This is a genomic window from Aureibaculum marinum, assembly GCF_003813905.1.
GTDB classification, from domain to species: domain Bacteria; phylum Bacteroidota; class Bacteroidia; order Flavobacteriales; family Flavobacteriaceae; genus Aureibaculum; species Aureibaculum marinum.
This window is the reverse complement of record NZ_RPFJ01000002.1, coordinates 306,661-320,239: the sequence shown is the minus strand read 5'-3', so window position 1 is coordinate 320,239 and position 13,579 is coordinate 306,661. Positions and strand designations below refer to the sequence as shown.

At 30.8% G+C, this 13,579-nt stretch carries 11 protein-coding genes; 10 read left to right on the top strand and 1 reads right to left on the bottom strand.

All coding sequences use genetic code 11. From position 1 onward, the window contains the following. Nucleotides 1–2: 2 nt before the first annotated feature. The 7 genes from hemC (at nucleotide 3) to hemF (ending at nucleotide 7,664) form a co-directional block, all read left to right on the top strand. On the top strand, nucleotides 3–1,586 hold the full coding sequence (hemC, locus tag EGM88_RS02060) for a hydroxymethylbilane synthase (protein ID WP_123896305.1): 1,584 nt from the start codon (nucleotides 3–5) through the stop codon (nucleotides 1,584–1,586). Between the two features lie 93 nt (nucleotides 1,587–1,679). Next, complete coding sequence (gene hemB / locus EGM88_RS02055; protein ID WP_123896304.1) at nucleotides 1,680–2,642, top strand: porphobilinogen synthase; 963 nt, start codon at nucleotides 1,680–1,682, stop codon at nucleotides 2,640–2,642. Between the two features lie 129 nt (nucleotides 2,643–2,771). Beyond that, nucleotides 2,772–4,067 carry a glutamate-1-semialdehyde 2,1-aminomutase gene (hemL, locus tag EGM88_RS02050; RefSeq protein WP_123896303.1) on the top strand — a complete coding sequence of 432 codons (1,296 nt, stop codon included), beginning with the start codon at nucleotides 2,772–2,774 and terminating at the stop codon, nucleotides 4,065–4,067. Nucleotides 4,068–4,130: 63 nt separating this feature from the next. Beyond that, the gene (gene hemE, locus EGM88_RS02045; protein ID WP_123896302.1) at nucleotides 4,131–5,153 is read left to right on the top strand and encodes a uroporphyrinogen decarboxylase; all 1,023 of its coding nucleotides are present in this window, start codon (nucleotides 4,131–4,133) and stop codon (nucleotides 5,151–5,153) included. A gap of 2 nt (nucleotides 5,154–5,155) precedes the next feature. Continuing rightward, nucleotides 5,156–5,653 (top strand): DUF6973 domain-containing protein, encoded by a 498-nt coding sequence (locus EGM88_RS02040; RefSeq protein ID WP_123896301.1) that lies wholly within the window; start codon nucleotides 5,156–5,158, stop codon nucleotides 5,651–5,653. A 25-nt stretch (nucleotides 5,654–5,678) separates the two neighbouring features. Next, entirely contained in the window at nucleotides 5,679–6,434 is a 756-nt protein-coding gene (locus EGM88_RS02035; RefSeq protein WP_123896300.1) for an EI24 domain-containing protein, read from the top strand. Nucleotides 6,435–6,761: 327 nt separating this feature from the next. Continuing rightward, complete coding sequence (gene hemF / locus EGM88_RS02030; protein ID WP_123896299.1) at nucleotides 6,762–7,664, top strand: oxygen-dependent coproporphyrinogen oxidase; 903 nt, start codon at nucleotides 6,762–6,764, stop codon at nucleotides 7,662–7,664. An 80-nt stretch (nucleotides 7,665–7,744) separates the two neighbouring features. Here hemF and EGM88_RS02025 read toward each other — a convergent pair whose 3' ends face one another. Further along, nucleotides 7,745–10,378, bottom strand: coding sequence for a DEAD/DEAH box helicase family protein (locus EGM88_RS02025; protein WP_123896298.1), 2,634 nt, complete (start codon nucleotides 10,376–10,378; stop codon nucleotides 7,745–7,747). 179 nt (nucleotides 10,379–10,557) lie between these two features. Between EGM88_RS02025 and EGM88_RS02020 the strand changes: the two genes are divergently transcribed. The 3 genes from EGM88_RS02020 to EGM88_RS02010 all read left to right on the top strand — a co-directional run bounded on the left by EGM88_RS02020 (nucleotide 10,558) and on the right by EGM88_RS02010 (nucleotide 13,565). Then, nucleotides 10,558–11,910, top strand: coding sequence for a dihydrolipoamide acetyltransferase family protein (locus EGM88_RS02020; protein ID WP_123896297.1), 1,353 nt, complete (start codon nucleotides 10,558–10,560; stop codon nucleotides 11,908–11,910). A 378-nt stretch (nucleotides 11,911–12,288) separates the two neighbouring features. After that, the gene (locus EGM88_RS02015) at nucleotides 12,289–13,065 is read left to right on the top strand and encodes a 3'-5' exonuclease (RefSeq protein WP_123896487.1); all 777 of its coding nucleotides are present in this window, start codon (nucleotides 12,289–12,291) and stop codon (nucleotides 13,063–13,065) included. Nucleotides 13,066–13,067: 2 nt separating this feature from the next. Next, nucleotides 13,068–13,565 carry an ABC transporter ATPase gene (locus tag EGM88_RS02010; RefSeq protein WP_123896296.1) on the top strand — a complete coding sequence of 166 codons (498 nt, stop codon included), beginning with the start codon at nucleotides 13,068–13,070 and terminating at the stop codon, nucleotides 13,563–13,565. Nucleotides 13,566–13,579: the final 14 nt, after the last annotated feature.

Here is a 13,579-nt window from a genome sequence, read left to right as displayed (position 1 = left end):
TAATGGAAAAGACAATTAGAATAGGTACACGCGACAGTGAACTAGCAATGTGGCAAGCTAAAACCGTTCAAGAGCAATTAGAATATTTAGGGTATAAAACAGAGTTAATTGCGGTAAAAGCTACAGGTGATTTAGTTTTAAATAAACCTATTTACAAACTTGGGATTACTGGAGTATTTACTCGTAATTTGGATATTGCAATGCTAAATCATGATATTGATATAGCAGTACATTCTCTTAAAGATGTTCCAACAGTTTTACCAGAAGGTATTGTACAAGCGGCTGTTTTACGAAGAGGCCCCTCTGAAGATGTGCTAGTTTTTAAAGATAATGAAGAGTTTTTGGCTCAGAAAGATGCTATTATTGCAACAGGTAGTTTACGACGCAAGGCTCAGTGGTTGCATCGCTATCCTTCTCATAAAGTTGTTGGTTTACGAGGAAATGTAAATACACGACTTCAAAAAATAAAAGATAATGAAGATTGGAATGGAGCAATTTTTGCTGCCGCAGGTTTAAAACGTATAGGTATAAAACCTGAAAATATAGTAACATTAAGTTGGATGATTCCAGCCCCTGCACAAGGTGCTATAATGATTACTACTCTGCAGGATGATGAGTTTTGTAGAGAAGCTTGTGCAAAACTAAATCATGAGGAAACTGAGATTTGTACTTCAGTAGAGCGTAAGTTTTTAAATTTATTAGAAGGTGGTTGCTCAGCTCCAATTGGGGCGTTATGCTACATTAATGGAGAAGAAATTACACTTAAAGGTATTGTTTTAAGTGAAGATGGTACAAGTAAAAAAGAAGTAAATAAAACTGTAAAACTTAGAAAACATAAGTATTTAGCACAAGATGCAGCCGAAATTATTATCAATAGAGGCGGTAAAAAACTAATGTCTAATTACGGAAAATTTGAAAAGAAATATAAAATTTGTTCAACTAAAAAATTAACGGTAGTTCAGTCTAAATTAGTTCATGAAGACATTCGAGTCGACGATAGTGATTTTGTTAAAATAAGATTTAGCAGAATACCACAGACATTGTTAAAAAAGGAACTTGAAAATGTTATAATTACCAGTAAAAATACAGTTGCTTCCTTAGAAACCAATTTTGACTTAAAGCAATTAAAGTTTAAAAATATTTATTGCGTAGGGCGTAGAACTAAAGCATTGGTTGAGAAAAAAATTGGACCTGTAAAATTAGTAGCTAAAAACGCTAAGAAATTAGCATCAATGTTGCTAGAAGAGTTAAAAGGAAAAGAGGTAACATATTTTACTAGTAATTTACGTCAAGATTATTTGCCTAATTTTTTAGAAGAAAATGAAATAATAGTAAATGAGGTTGAGGCTTATAAAACCATGTTAAGTTCTCAAAAAGTAGATGAAGATACGGATGGAATCTTATTTTATAGTCCATCAACGGTGCAAAGTTATATGCAAAATAATAAACCTAAGGGAATAGCTTTTTGTATTGGTGAAACTACTGCATTGGAAGCTAATAAATATTTTAAAGAAGTAAAGTTTGCCAATGTTCCTACCGTTGAAAGTGTAATAGAATTGGCTAATTTACATTTTGTAAAGTCATAAAAGAATTATTACTGACAAGGCATTTATCTTATAACTTTGTGTACTACGTTTAAATAAATTGCTGTTTTTAAAAAGCAAAGAAAATAAAGTATTATGTACAGAACACGAAGACTTAGAAAGTCAGAAAATATTCGCAGATTAGTTAGGGAAACTAAACTTTCTGTTGATGATTTAATTTACCCATTATTTATTGAAGAGGGTGAAAATATTGAAAATGACATTGTTTCTATGCCTGGTATAAAACGGTTCTCTTTAGATAGAATATCTAAAGAGTTGGATGAGGTTACTGCGTTAAATATTCCCGCTGTTTTATTATTTGGCATTCCTTCAAAGAAAGATGATGAAGGAACAGAAACATGGAACGATCAAGGTATTATTCAAAAGGCTATTCGTTTTATTAAAAAACATTATCCCAGTTTATATGTAATCACAGATGTGTGCTTTTGCGAATATACATCGCATGGTCATTGTGGAATTTTACATCATAATGATGTAGATAATGATGCCACTCTAGTAAATATAGCAAAACAATCTATTTCACATGCGAAAGCAGGAGCAGATATGATTGCACCATCCGGTATGATGGATGGCACTATTGCAATGATACGTGAGGCGTTAGACAATACTGGTTTTTCTAACTTGCCTATAATGGCATATTCTGTAAAATATGCTTCAGCTTTTTATGGACCTTTTAGGGATGCGGCAGATTCAGCTCCAAGTTTTGGAGATCGTAAAACCTATCAAATGGATGCTGCAAATAGAGATGAAGCTCTTAGAAAAGCAACTTTTGATGATGCTGAAGGGGCTGATATACTTATGGTAAAACCAGCATTATCTTATTTAGATATAATTCGCGATTTAAAAAATAATTTTGATAGACCAATAGCGTGTTATAACGTTAGTGGTGAATATGCTATGATAAAAGCTGCAGGTCAGCAAGGATGGATTGATGAGGAAAAAGTTATGATGGAAAGCTTGCTCTCAATGAAAAGAGCAGGTGCAAATATAATTATAACTTACTTTGCTAAAGAAGTTGCAAAATTATTGTCAAAATAAAAATTTTTATGTCTTTTATAACCATTGAGAGGCATAACGTTGAGTAAATCCCCAATTTGGGAACATTCGGGAAGAAATTAGAATAGAAACTAATTAGATTCCTAATTTTGTAGAAATAATTATTAAAAAATGAATCATAAAAATTCAGAAAAACTATATCAAAAAGGGTTAAAACATCTAGTTGGTGCTGTAAATTCACCAGTTAGGGCTTTTGCTTCTGTGGGAGGTAATCCGTTATTTATTAAAAAGGCCAAAGGTTCTAAAATTGTAGATGTTGACGCTAATAAATATATAGATTATGTATTGTCTTATGGGCCAATGATTTTGGGACACAGACATAAAAAAGTAGAAAAAGCAATAAAAAAAGCTTTAAAAAATGGATATACTTTTGGAGCTTCTACAAAAAATGAGATAAAATTAGCTAAAATTGTATGTGATGCTTTTACGGGAATTGACAAGGTACGCTTTGTAAATTCAGGTACAGAAGCGGTATTAAGTGCTTTACGTTTAGCAAGAGCATATACAGGAAAAGATAAAATTATTAAGTTTTCAGGTTGTTATCACGGTCATTCCGATGCCTTATTGGTTGCTGCAGGTTCAGGATTAGCAACCTTAAGTTTACCAGGAAGTAAAGGTGTTCCAGAAGGTGCTGTTAAAAATACCTTAATTGCTAATTACAATGATATCGATAGTGTAAAAGCTCATTTTGATAAGCATGATGATATTGCTGGTGTTATTATAGAACCTATTGCCGGAAATATGGGAGTGGTATTGCCGCAAGAGAATTTTTTAAAGGAGTTAAAAGATTATTTGCATTCAAAGAATGCCTTGTTAATAATTGATGAGGTAATGACTGGCTTCCGTTCAAAATTTGGTGGAGCACAAGAAGTATTAGGGGTTGAAGCAGATATTACATGTTTAGGTAAAGTAATTGGTGGAGGTTTTCCTGTAGGAGCTTATGGAGCAAGAAATGAAATTATGGAAATGGTTGCACCTTTAGGTGGTATGTATCAAGCAGGAACTCTTAGTGGAAATCCAATTGCTATGGCAGCAGGAATAGCTACATTAACAGAATTAAAAAAACAAAATCCATATCAAAAATTTGAGGAAGTAGCATTGTGGTTGGAAAATACGTTATTAGAAAAAGCTAATAAACATAATATAGATATTGTTGTAAATAGATTTGGCTCTATGATTAATCCTTTTTTTACAAAAGGTAAGGTTACTAATTTTGAAGAAGCACAACAATCTGATACTGAAAAGTTTGCTGTTTTTTTCTGGGAAATGATAAATAGTGGTATATTTTTACCGCCATCACAATTTGAGGCCTGGTTTTTATCATCTTCTTTAAGTGAAAAAGACCTTGAAAAAACTGAAAAAGCAATTGATAAAGCCATGAAAGCTGTGGCAAAGAATTTAAAATAAACCCTAATTATTTAAATATACCATATGTTTTTTTAACTGTATGGTTTAGTCTCCATTTGTAAAATGATTAAAAACGACCTATTTTTAAGAGCCTTAAAAGGCGAAACTGTTGAACGTCCACCTGTTTGGATGATGCGTCAAGCTGGAAGGTATTTACCTGAATTTATTGCTATTCGTGAAAAATATGATTTCTTTACTAGATGTCGTACTCCAGAATTGGCAAGTGAAATAACAGTGCAACCGATAAGGAGGTTTGGAATGGATGCTGCTATTTTATTTTCTGATATTCTGGTAATACCGCAGGCCATGAATATTGAGGTAGAAATGAAACCTAATTTTGGGCCATATTTACCCAATCCTGTTAGAAGTCAAAAAGGCGTAGATGAGGTAATTGTACCTGATGTTAACGTAGAATTGGACTATGTAATGCAAGCAATTAAAGCTACTAAAGAGCTATTGAGTAACGAAGTTCCTCTAATAGGTTTTGCAGGTTCGCCTTGGACCATACTTTGTTATGTGGTTCAAGGTCAAGGTAGTAAGAATTTTGATAAAGCGAAAGAGTTTTGTTTTACGCAACCTCAGGCTGCACATCAATTGTTACAAAAAATTACAGATACAACTATTGCTTATTTAAAAGCTAAAGTAAAAGCAGGGGTTGATGTTGTACAGATTTTTGATTCTTGGGGAGGTATGCTATCTCCAACGGATTATCAAGAGTTCTCTTGGCGATATATTAATCAGATTGTTGAGGCCTTGAAAGATGAAGCACCTGTTATTGCTTTTGGTAAAGGCTGTTGGTTTGCTTTAGAAGAAATGGCAAAATCTAACGTTAGTGCAATTGGAGTTGATTGGACAATTACACCGAAAAATGCACGTTATTTATCTGGCGGAAATATTACACTTCAAGGAAATTTTGATCCATCTAGGTTATTGTCTCCACCTGTTACAATAAAAAAAATGGTACATCAAATGATAAATGAATTTGGCAAAGACAAATATATAGTGAATTTAGGGCATGGTATTCTACCTAATATACCTCTAGATAATGTCAAAGCATTTATTGATGCCGTAAAAGAGTATAAATAGTAATGGATAAGTCAGGTTTTATAAAATTAATAAATAAGGGTAATGCTTGGTCATTTATCCTTTTATTTATAAGGCACCCGTTAAATTTGGTTCCTACTTTTTTAGCAACTTATGAAACTGTAAAAATTTCTGATGAATATTATGACAAAAAGCATCATAAAAATAATGTAACTAATGCTTTTAGACATGCTTTGTGGAATATCTTAATTGCTAAAAAATGTTCTAAATGGCGTGGCAATACTAGAAAAGCTATTCGGTTTGCCCAAAAAGTAACAGATTGGCACGAAAAATTTTCTCCTAATGAACCTCTAGAAAGAGAAATGGATAGCCATAACAATCATGTAGGTAGAAAAATTTTTATTCAAAATGATGAGAGAACTACACAGCAGTTTGTAGATGTTTTACTTGAAAAAGTAGAAGAGGCTAAAATGGTGTATTCTGTGGATGATATAAAAAAGTATAATAATGATCTAGTATTCATTGAAAAACTCGAAGATTAATTTTTATAATTTATTTATCCAGTAAATGATTAAAAATATTTTTAAAAGCATACAAAACTACACGCAGTCATTTGGACTTATTTCTGAATTAAAACTTTGGAAGTTTTTTTTTATTCCTATTTTAATAAGTATTGTAACAGCTATAATTATTGGTTTTTTAGCGTATGGTTTGTCAGATGATATTGGATATTATATTACTAAAATTTGGCGATGGAATTGGGGTAAAGAAGTATTTACTACTATAAGTAATGTTATAGGTGGTTTAACGATTGTTGTGTTAGGGTTAATTTTATATAAACACATTATTATGGCATTGTCAGCTCCATTTATGAGTCCTGTTTCTGAAAGAATTGAAGCTCATTTTTCTGGTGTGCAACCTTCAGAACTTCACCATCATAGAACTACAAGTTTTAGCAATCAACTCTGGAGAGGAATTAGAATTAATCTACGAAATTTAGGTAAAGAATTGCTTTTTACTATTCCTATTTTGTTATTGAGCTTTATTCCTATAATTAATATTTTTACTACAGTATTATTATTTTTAATTCAAGCATACTATGCCGGGTTTGGAAATATAGACTACACTTTAGAGAGACATTTTAATTATAAAGATAGTATTGATTTTGTAAGGAAAAATAAAGGTTTTGCTATTGGTAATGGTGTTATTTTTATGTTATTTTTGATGATTCCAGTTGTTGGGGTAATCTTAGTTCTCCCTTTTTCGGTTACAGCTGCTTCAATTGGAACAGTTTCATTAATAAATAATAAAAAAACAGTTTAGTGATTGCTCAGTTTGATACTTATGAAATTAATCCAATTAAGAATGAAGATGCTTGTAATATTTGTCTAATTATGCTTTCAAATCATTGGGACTAAAAACACTGCGAATCGTTACGCATAAAAGCAATATACCAAGTGTTCGAGTAGCAGAAAAGTGTGTGTATAAATGGATTAAAACACTTAAGAATGAGTTTACTCCTGTTGGTGAACAACCGATTGATATGGAATTGTATGAGTTGGTTAGTAATGTCTAAAATAATAGTGTTTTAATAGGTATTTATTAACTATTTGTATAATGCTTAAAGAGTAAAAATCTAACGAGTTTAAAATGAGAGATAAATTTTATAATTATATTCAAAAATTACAAGATAATATTACTTTGAAGCTTGAAGAAGTTGATGGTAAAGCCAAATTCAAAGAAGATTTTTGGAAACGACCAGAAGGAGGTGGAGGTAGAACAAGAGTTATAGAAAATGGTGAGGTTTTTGAAAAAGGAGGTGTTAATATATCAGCCGTTTATGGAGAATTACCTATAACTATGCAAGAGCATTTTAGAGTGAAAGAGGCTGATTTTTTTGCATGTGGACTTAGTTTGGTGTTGCATCCAAAAAATCCTTTTGTGCCAACGGTACACGCCAATTGGCGGTATTTTGAAATGTATGACAAACAAGGCAATATTGTAGATTCATGGTTTGGTGGTGGGCAAGACTTAACACCGTATTATTTGTTTGATGAAGATGTAATACATTTTCATCAAGTTTGTAAACAGGCTTGCGATAAACATAATTCAGAATTTTATAAAAAGTATAAAGAGCGTTGTGATCAATATTTTTACAATACCCATCGTAATGAGGCAAGAGGAGTTGGTGGTTTGTTTTTTGATTATTGTAAAAAAACAAATCAATTTTCTATGGAAAATTGGTACAGTTTTGTTACCGAAGTAGGCGATAGTTTTTTACAAGCATATGTGCCTATTGTAGACAAACGGAAAGAATTGCCCTACGATGAAGCTCAACGTAATTGGCAAGAAATACGAAGAGGTAGGTATGTAGAATTTAATTTAGTACATGATAAAGGAACTTTATTTGGATTAAAAACTAATGGGCGTATTGAAAGTATATTAATGAGTTTACCGCCACATGTACAATGGGTTTATGACCATCATCCAGAAAAAGATAGCGAAGAAGAAAGGTTGATTAAAGTATTGAAAAATCCTAAAAATTGGGTTTGATAGACTAAGATTTTATATCAAATTGTAATTTTTGCTTTAGATTTGAAAAAATAATTGAAGAGTTACTACTCTAAGTCGTCTTATTTCCAAATTATAGATTTTTTTGTAACCTGTTTTTTGGCTCCACTAATGTGAAACAACCTTGCTTTCACTAGTATTTTTCTTCCTTCTAAATTGCGAGTATAATAGATTTTAGATTTTCCCATTTGGTGACTCCAATGTTTTAAAAAAATTAGGCATCTTTCTTTTTTATCTCCAAATATCTTGGGAACGGGAAAATAATTTTGAATACTTAATTTTTTTCGATACCAGATGTTTTTAGCAATTAGATAGCGTGGATTCTCTATGGGTTGTAATATTTCGTTTAATGCGTTAATAAATAGATTACTTTCTATTTGATTTGCACCTTTAATTGAGCAAGTTACATCACCTTGAGGTAAGAGTGTTACAATGATTTCAATATTCGATTTTTCAGTAGTTATATGCTGTAATTCATAAAGAGTTTCAAAAATGGCATGGGCTATTTTTTCAATGTCTTTATGAATCATGCCAAATTGTAAATATAACTTTATGGCATTATAGGTTTTTACACCAAAATTAAGTCCTAAAAAAGCTAGAATAGAATAGATAAAATATACAATACCTTTATTTAGTAGTACATGTAAATTTTTTAATAAAAACTCAGGTAAGAAAATTGAAAGAGTAATAGTTAGTTCAACCAAAGCATATTTTACAGCATCGTTATAATAAATTTTCTTTTGTACTGGATACTGTTTTTTGCCCTCAAAAAAATGTTTTAGTTCTCTGCCTAATTTGTTTCCTTTAAATATGGCTTTTTCCCAGTTTTTAGTGGTATTATGTCTATTACTCGAACTTTTTAAAGTTTGTTTATTTATGGAATCTACCTCTTCAAGTGTAATGGTTTTAGGAAGTCCTAGTCGATCAAAGCCATTAGAAATAAAAACGTCTTCTGTATTTGAAATACCTAAAAAAGCATCAAAACGACGTTTTAATATTTCTAAATCTCGCCCACCGTCTTCAATAGTTGGGTCTATACATGCTAAATGCCAAATATTTCCTGTTTTTGAAGGGTTGTTAATTTGAGAGCGAATTGCTCTTCCACGCATTTGATTTGATGTAACAAAAGATCCAACAAAAGAAGCTAATACTAATGTGTTAATGCTAGGAGCATCCCAGCCTTCACCTAGCAACGATTTTGTGCCTACAAGAATTTTAATTTTACCTATTTCAAATAAATGTGTTATAGCGGCAACCATACGACTTTTTGTGTTTGATTTGCCTGAAATAATTACATATTCACTATCACATTCAAGGGCTTTTGTTGTATAATAGTCAGTATTTTCATTTAAATAAAATTCCCCAAGTAAAGAAGCATGGATAATTACTAAACTCCCTGATAGAACAGCAAGGATATTTTTGTTATCAATTGAAATACGCAAGTTTTGAAAAATTGGTACAACTCCAAGTTTATTAATATTTTTGATGTCTTTTTCTGAGGTATTTATAAACTCATTACGAATATAATCAGTTAATATTACGCTTTGTAATTTGTTGCCGAGGTGACTGTATTCGTAATTAATAATTTTTACAATACTTTTTAGTTTACTGGGACTACTAAATAGTGATTTGTAAATTCTATTATTGCCTATAAAATTTACTTTATTATGGTCTAATATATTTAATTTCTTTAGTTTTTTTTCTAAAGTTATAATGTAGTGTTCATATTCAGGTAAATTGAGCTTGTCATTTATTATATGTTGTAATAATAATTCTGTCCAAGTGTTGGTTAATCTTGGAATTTCAACTTCGTCTTCTTTTTCAAAACCAAGAATGGAAATTTTTTCGAAAGGAATGATTTCATTACATGATTTTAAGAAGATTATTATAGCAGAAAAAAACTCAGGATTAGCATACAACTCATCAATATTTTCAGTTGGATCTTTATAAAAACGATGATTGTATATAAACTGTTTAAACTCTTGGTCATGTTTTAACTCATCAATAAATTCTGCTATTTTACGTCTAAAGTTTACAATATAGTTTATTTCTATATCGCTAGGTTTAGATAAATAAACGTAATCTTGATGAGGGCATAAGTTGCCTTCTTTAACCAAATCTGGTGTAGCAATTTCATCATCAATTTCGCCACACAATTGAAAGTATTTAGTAAGTTCTGTTCGTTCACTATCATAAGGAGGAGTAGCTGTGAGTGCAACTACTGTATATAGTGAACTTTGTTTTAATTCATATAGACATTTCCACCATTCGCTTTTTAAATGATGTGCTTCATCTAATACTATAGTTTCAATACCATTATCTTTAAAATAAGTATAATATGCATCTTTATTATTAAATGTTTTATAAAAACTGTGTAATGATTGATAGGTAGAAAAATTAATGTTTGATAATGATTTAATATCAAAAGATACAGATTCAAAATGTTCTTTTGTAAAAAAGTTTTGTAGTCTTTCTTCCCACTGATTTCTTATGGTTAATGTAGGAGCTAGTACTAAGGTTTTTTTACCTATTCTTTTTACTATTTCTAATCCTAATACTGTTTTTCCAGACCCTGGAGGAGCTATAACATGAAAATGATCATCAGAAATATGGGTAGAAAAATTAGTTAATAAATCTTTCTGATAGCTCCGCCAAGGAAATATAAATTGTAAATCTTTAAAAAGATTGTTTTTCAAGGGTAATAAAATTATGAATTTTCAAATCTATTATAAAACTTGTAATCGAAAAACTATTCGATGTGTTATTTTACTATTTTATATGCAAGAGATTTTTAAATAATAGCATAAAATTATCAAATTCGTAATTTAAACTTTATTATTTTATACCTTTGCAATACTCTAAATTGGTTAATCAGATGGCTAAGTTTGAATTAAAATTGCCTAAAATGGGCGAAAGCGTTGCCGAAGCAACGGTCACTTCGTGGTTAAAAGAAGTAGGAGATACTATTGAATTAGATGAAGCAGTTGTTGAGATTGCAACTGATAAAGTCGATTCAGAAGTGCCAAGTGAAGTAGAAGGTGTTTTGGTTGAAAAGTTATACGATGTTGACGATGTTGTAAAAGTAGGTGAAACACTTGCTATAATTGAAATTTCTGGAAATGGCGTAGCAGAAGAAACCATAGAAGAAACAATACAACCAGAAAAATTAATTGAACAATCTAAAGAGGTTGAAACTATTGAAAACTCAATACAAGAAGCAATTGCAATAAAAGAACCTGTAGGTGGTGCGATTGGTAATTCTCCATCAGGTAAGTTTTATTCACCATTAGTAAAAACTATTGCTCAAAAAGAAAATATTTCAATGGCTGAGTTAGAGGCCATCCGAGGAACTGGTAAAGACAATAGAGTTACTAAAAACGACATACTGGCGTATGTGGAAAATAGAGGAAAAGCAGGAGAACAGAATCTTGCAACCAAATCAGTTGAGAACACATCAAGTGTTAATTCTCCAAAAACATCATCTACTAATGCTCCTGTAGCTCCTGTTTCAGTAAATGGACAAGATGAAATTATTGAAATGACCAGGATGGGTAAATTGATTGCTCAGCACATGACCAATTCAGTACAAACTTCAGCTCACGTACAGTCATTTATAGAAGTAGATGTTACTAAGATTGTTAACTGGCGTAACAAGATAAAAGATAGTTTCCAAAAAAGAGAAGGTGAAAAAATAACATTTACTCCTATTTTTATGGAAGCCGTTGCTAAGGCTATTAAAGATTTTCCTATGATTAATATTTCTGTGAATGGAGATAAAATAATCAAAAAGAAAAATATTAATTTAGGAATGGCAACTTCTTTACCTGATGGCAATTTAATTGTTCCTGTAATTAAAAATGCAGATCAATTAAATTTAATGGGAATGACCAAAGCAGTAAATGATTTGGCCTACAGAGCTAGAGCTGGAAAATTAAAGCCAGATGATACTCAAGAAGGGACATATACGGTTACCAATGTAGGTGGTTTTGGAAGTATTATGGGTACACCTATTATTAACCAGCCTCAGGTAGCTATTTTAGCTTTGGGAGCCATTCGAAAAGTACCAGCAGTTATTGAAACTTCAGAGGGTGACTTTATTGGTATACGTCACAAAATGTTTTTATCACATTCATATGATCATAGGGTAATTAATGGAGCATTAGGGGGGATGTTTATAAAACGAGTTGCCGATTATCTCGAAGGATTTGATACAGAAAGAGAATTTTAATTAGTAATAAATAGAAGTTGTTGATTTTTAAAGAGAAATCAAAACCGTTTAATTGGTTTAACTTTTATTTTTTCTATTACTTTTAATTTCTTACCAAAGTTTAATTTGTTGCGTGTCGGTTTTCTGTAATCATAACCTTAATTATTTTAATAATAAGTGGATGTTACATACGAAGCACGTCAAAGCATATTATTGAAATAATAAAGAGTAACACTTTTTTGAATTAACAGAATGGCTCAAATCAATTTTACCTTATTTTGAACGGTTTACAGTCGCAATAAATTCACTTAAAATTAAATATTAAAACAAACCAAAATCAAGATGTTAAATAATATGTTTTTTTGATACAAATTGTATCTTTGGGTTTTAAATTAAATGATGGAATTAAAATTAAAAAAACCTATTGTATTTTTTGATCTTGAAACAACTGGTGTTAATATTGCTAAAGATCGTATCGTAGAAATTTCTATATTAAAGGTTTATCCGAACGGAAACAAAGAAAGTAAAACGTGGTTGGTAAATCCTGAAATTGAAATTCCGCCAGAAGTTGTTGCCATTCATGGTATTACCAATGAAAAGGTGGTGAATGAACCTACATTTGCTGAATTGGCTAGTGAAATTAGTCAACTAATTGCAGGATGTGATTTGGCAGGTTTTAATTCTAATCGATTTGATATTCCACTTTTAGCTGAAGAATTTTTAAGAGTCGGTATAGATTTTGACATGAAAAATAGGGTAGGCATTGATGTGCAAGTTATTTATCATAAAAAAGAACAACGTACCTTAAGTGCCGCTTATAATTTTTACTGTAACAAAGTTTTAGAAGATGCTCATTCAGCTGAAGCTGACACTCATGCTACTTACGAAATTTTAAAAGCTCAGTTAGATAAATACGACGATTTAGAAAATGATGTGAAATTTTTACATGAGTTTTCTTCACATAAAAAACGTGTTGATTTTGCTGGTTTTATCATGTATAATGATAAAGATGAAGAAATTTTTACATTTGGAAAATATAAAGGTAAAAAAGTGGAAGATGTATTAGAAAAAGACAAAGGGTATTATTCTTGGATACAGAATGCTGATTTCCCTTTATACACTAAAAAAGTATTAACCGCTATTAAATTACGTAGTTTTAATAATAAATTAAGTTAATTATGTACGTTCCTTTTGATACTTTAGCAGATACGTCTCGGGTTTGGGTTTATCAAGCCGATAGAACAATGTCCAAGCAAGAAGTTGAACAAATTTCCGATTATTTAAAAAACTTTGTCAATAATTGGAAACGTCATGGAGATGATTTAACGGCTTCTTTTAAAATTGAATACAATCAATTTATTATACTGGCTGTTGACGAGAATGAGAATGAAGTTTCAGGATGTTCTATAGATAGTTCTGTACATACAATTAAAGAAATTGAAAAGACTTTTGATGTTGATTTGTTAGATAAAATGAAAGTGTCTTTTAAAGACGGAACAAACATAAATACGGTCAGTCTTAATGATTTTAAAAAATATGCTTCAATGAATAAAATTAATGCCAATACCACTGTTTTTAATAATATGGTAAATTCTAAAGCAGACCTAATGTCTAATTGGGAAATTGAAGCAGGTAAAAGTTGGCATGCAAAATTTTTAACTCAATTTAATAATTAATAATTACTACGCAC

Bases quoted from the DNA above. Each gene is read 5' to 3' on its own strand.
- hemC (WP_123896305.1), top strand. From the start codon at position 3: ATGGAAAAGACAATTAGAATAGGTACACGCGACAGTGAACTAGCAATG.
- hemB (WP_123896304.1), top strand. From the start codon at position 1,680: ATGTACAGAACACGAAGACTTAGAAAGTCAGAAAATATTCGCAGATTA.
- hemL (WP_123896303.1), top strand. From the start codon at position 2,772: ATGAATCATAAAAATTCAGAAAAACTATATCAAAAAGGGTTAAAACAT.
- hemE (WP_123896302.1), top strand. From the start codon at position 4,131: ATGATTAAAAACGACCTATTTTTAAGAGCCTTAAAAGGCGAAACTGTT.
- EGM88_RS02040 (WP_123896301.1), top strand. From the start codon at position 5,156: ATGGATAAGTCAGGTTTTATAAAATTAATAAATAAGGGTAATGCTTGG.
- EGM88_RS02035 (WP_123896300.1), top strand. From the start codon at position 5,679: ATGATTAAAAATATTTTTAAAAGCATACAAAACTACACGCAGTCATTT.
- hemF (WP_123896299.1), top strand. From the start codon at position 6,762: ATGAGAGATAAATTTTATAATTATATTCAAAAATTACAAGATAATATT.
- EGM88_RS02020 (WP_123896297.1), top strand. From the start codon at position 10,558: ATGGCTAAGTTTGAATTAAAATTGCCTAAAATGGGCGAAAGCGTTGCC.
- EGM88_RS02015 (WP_123896487.1), top strand. From the start codon at position 12,289: ATGGAATTAAAATTAAAAAAACCTATTGTATTTTTTGATCTTGAAACA.
- EGM88_RS02010 (WP_123896296.1), top strand. From the start codon at position 13,068: ATGTACGTTCCTTTTGATACTTTAGCAGATACGTCTCGGGTTTGGGTT.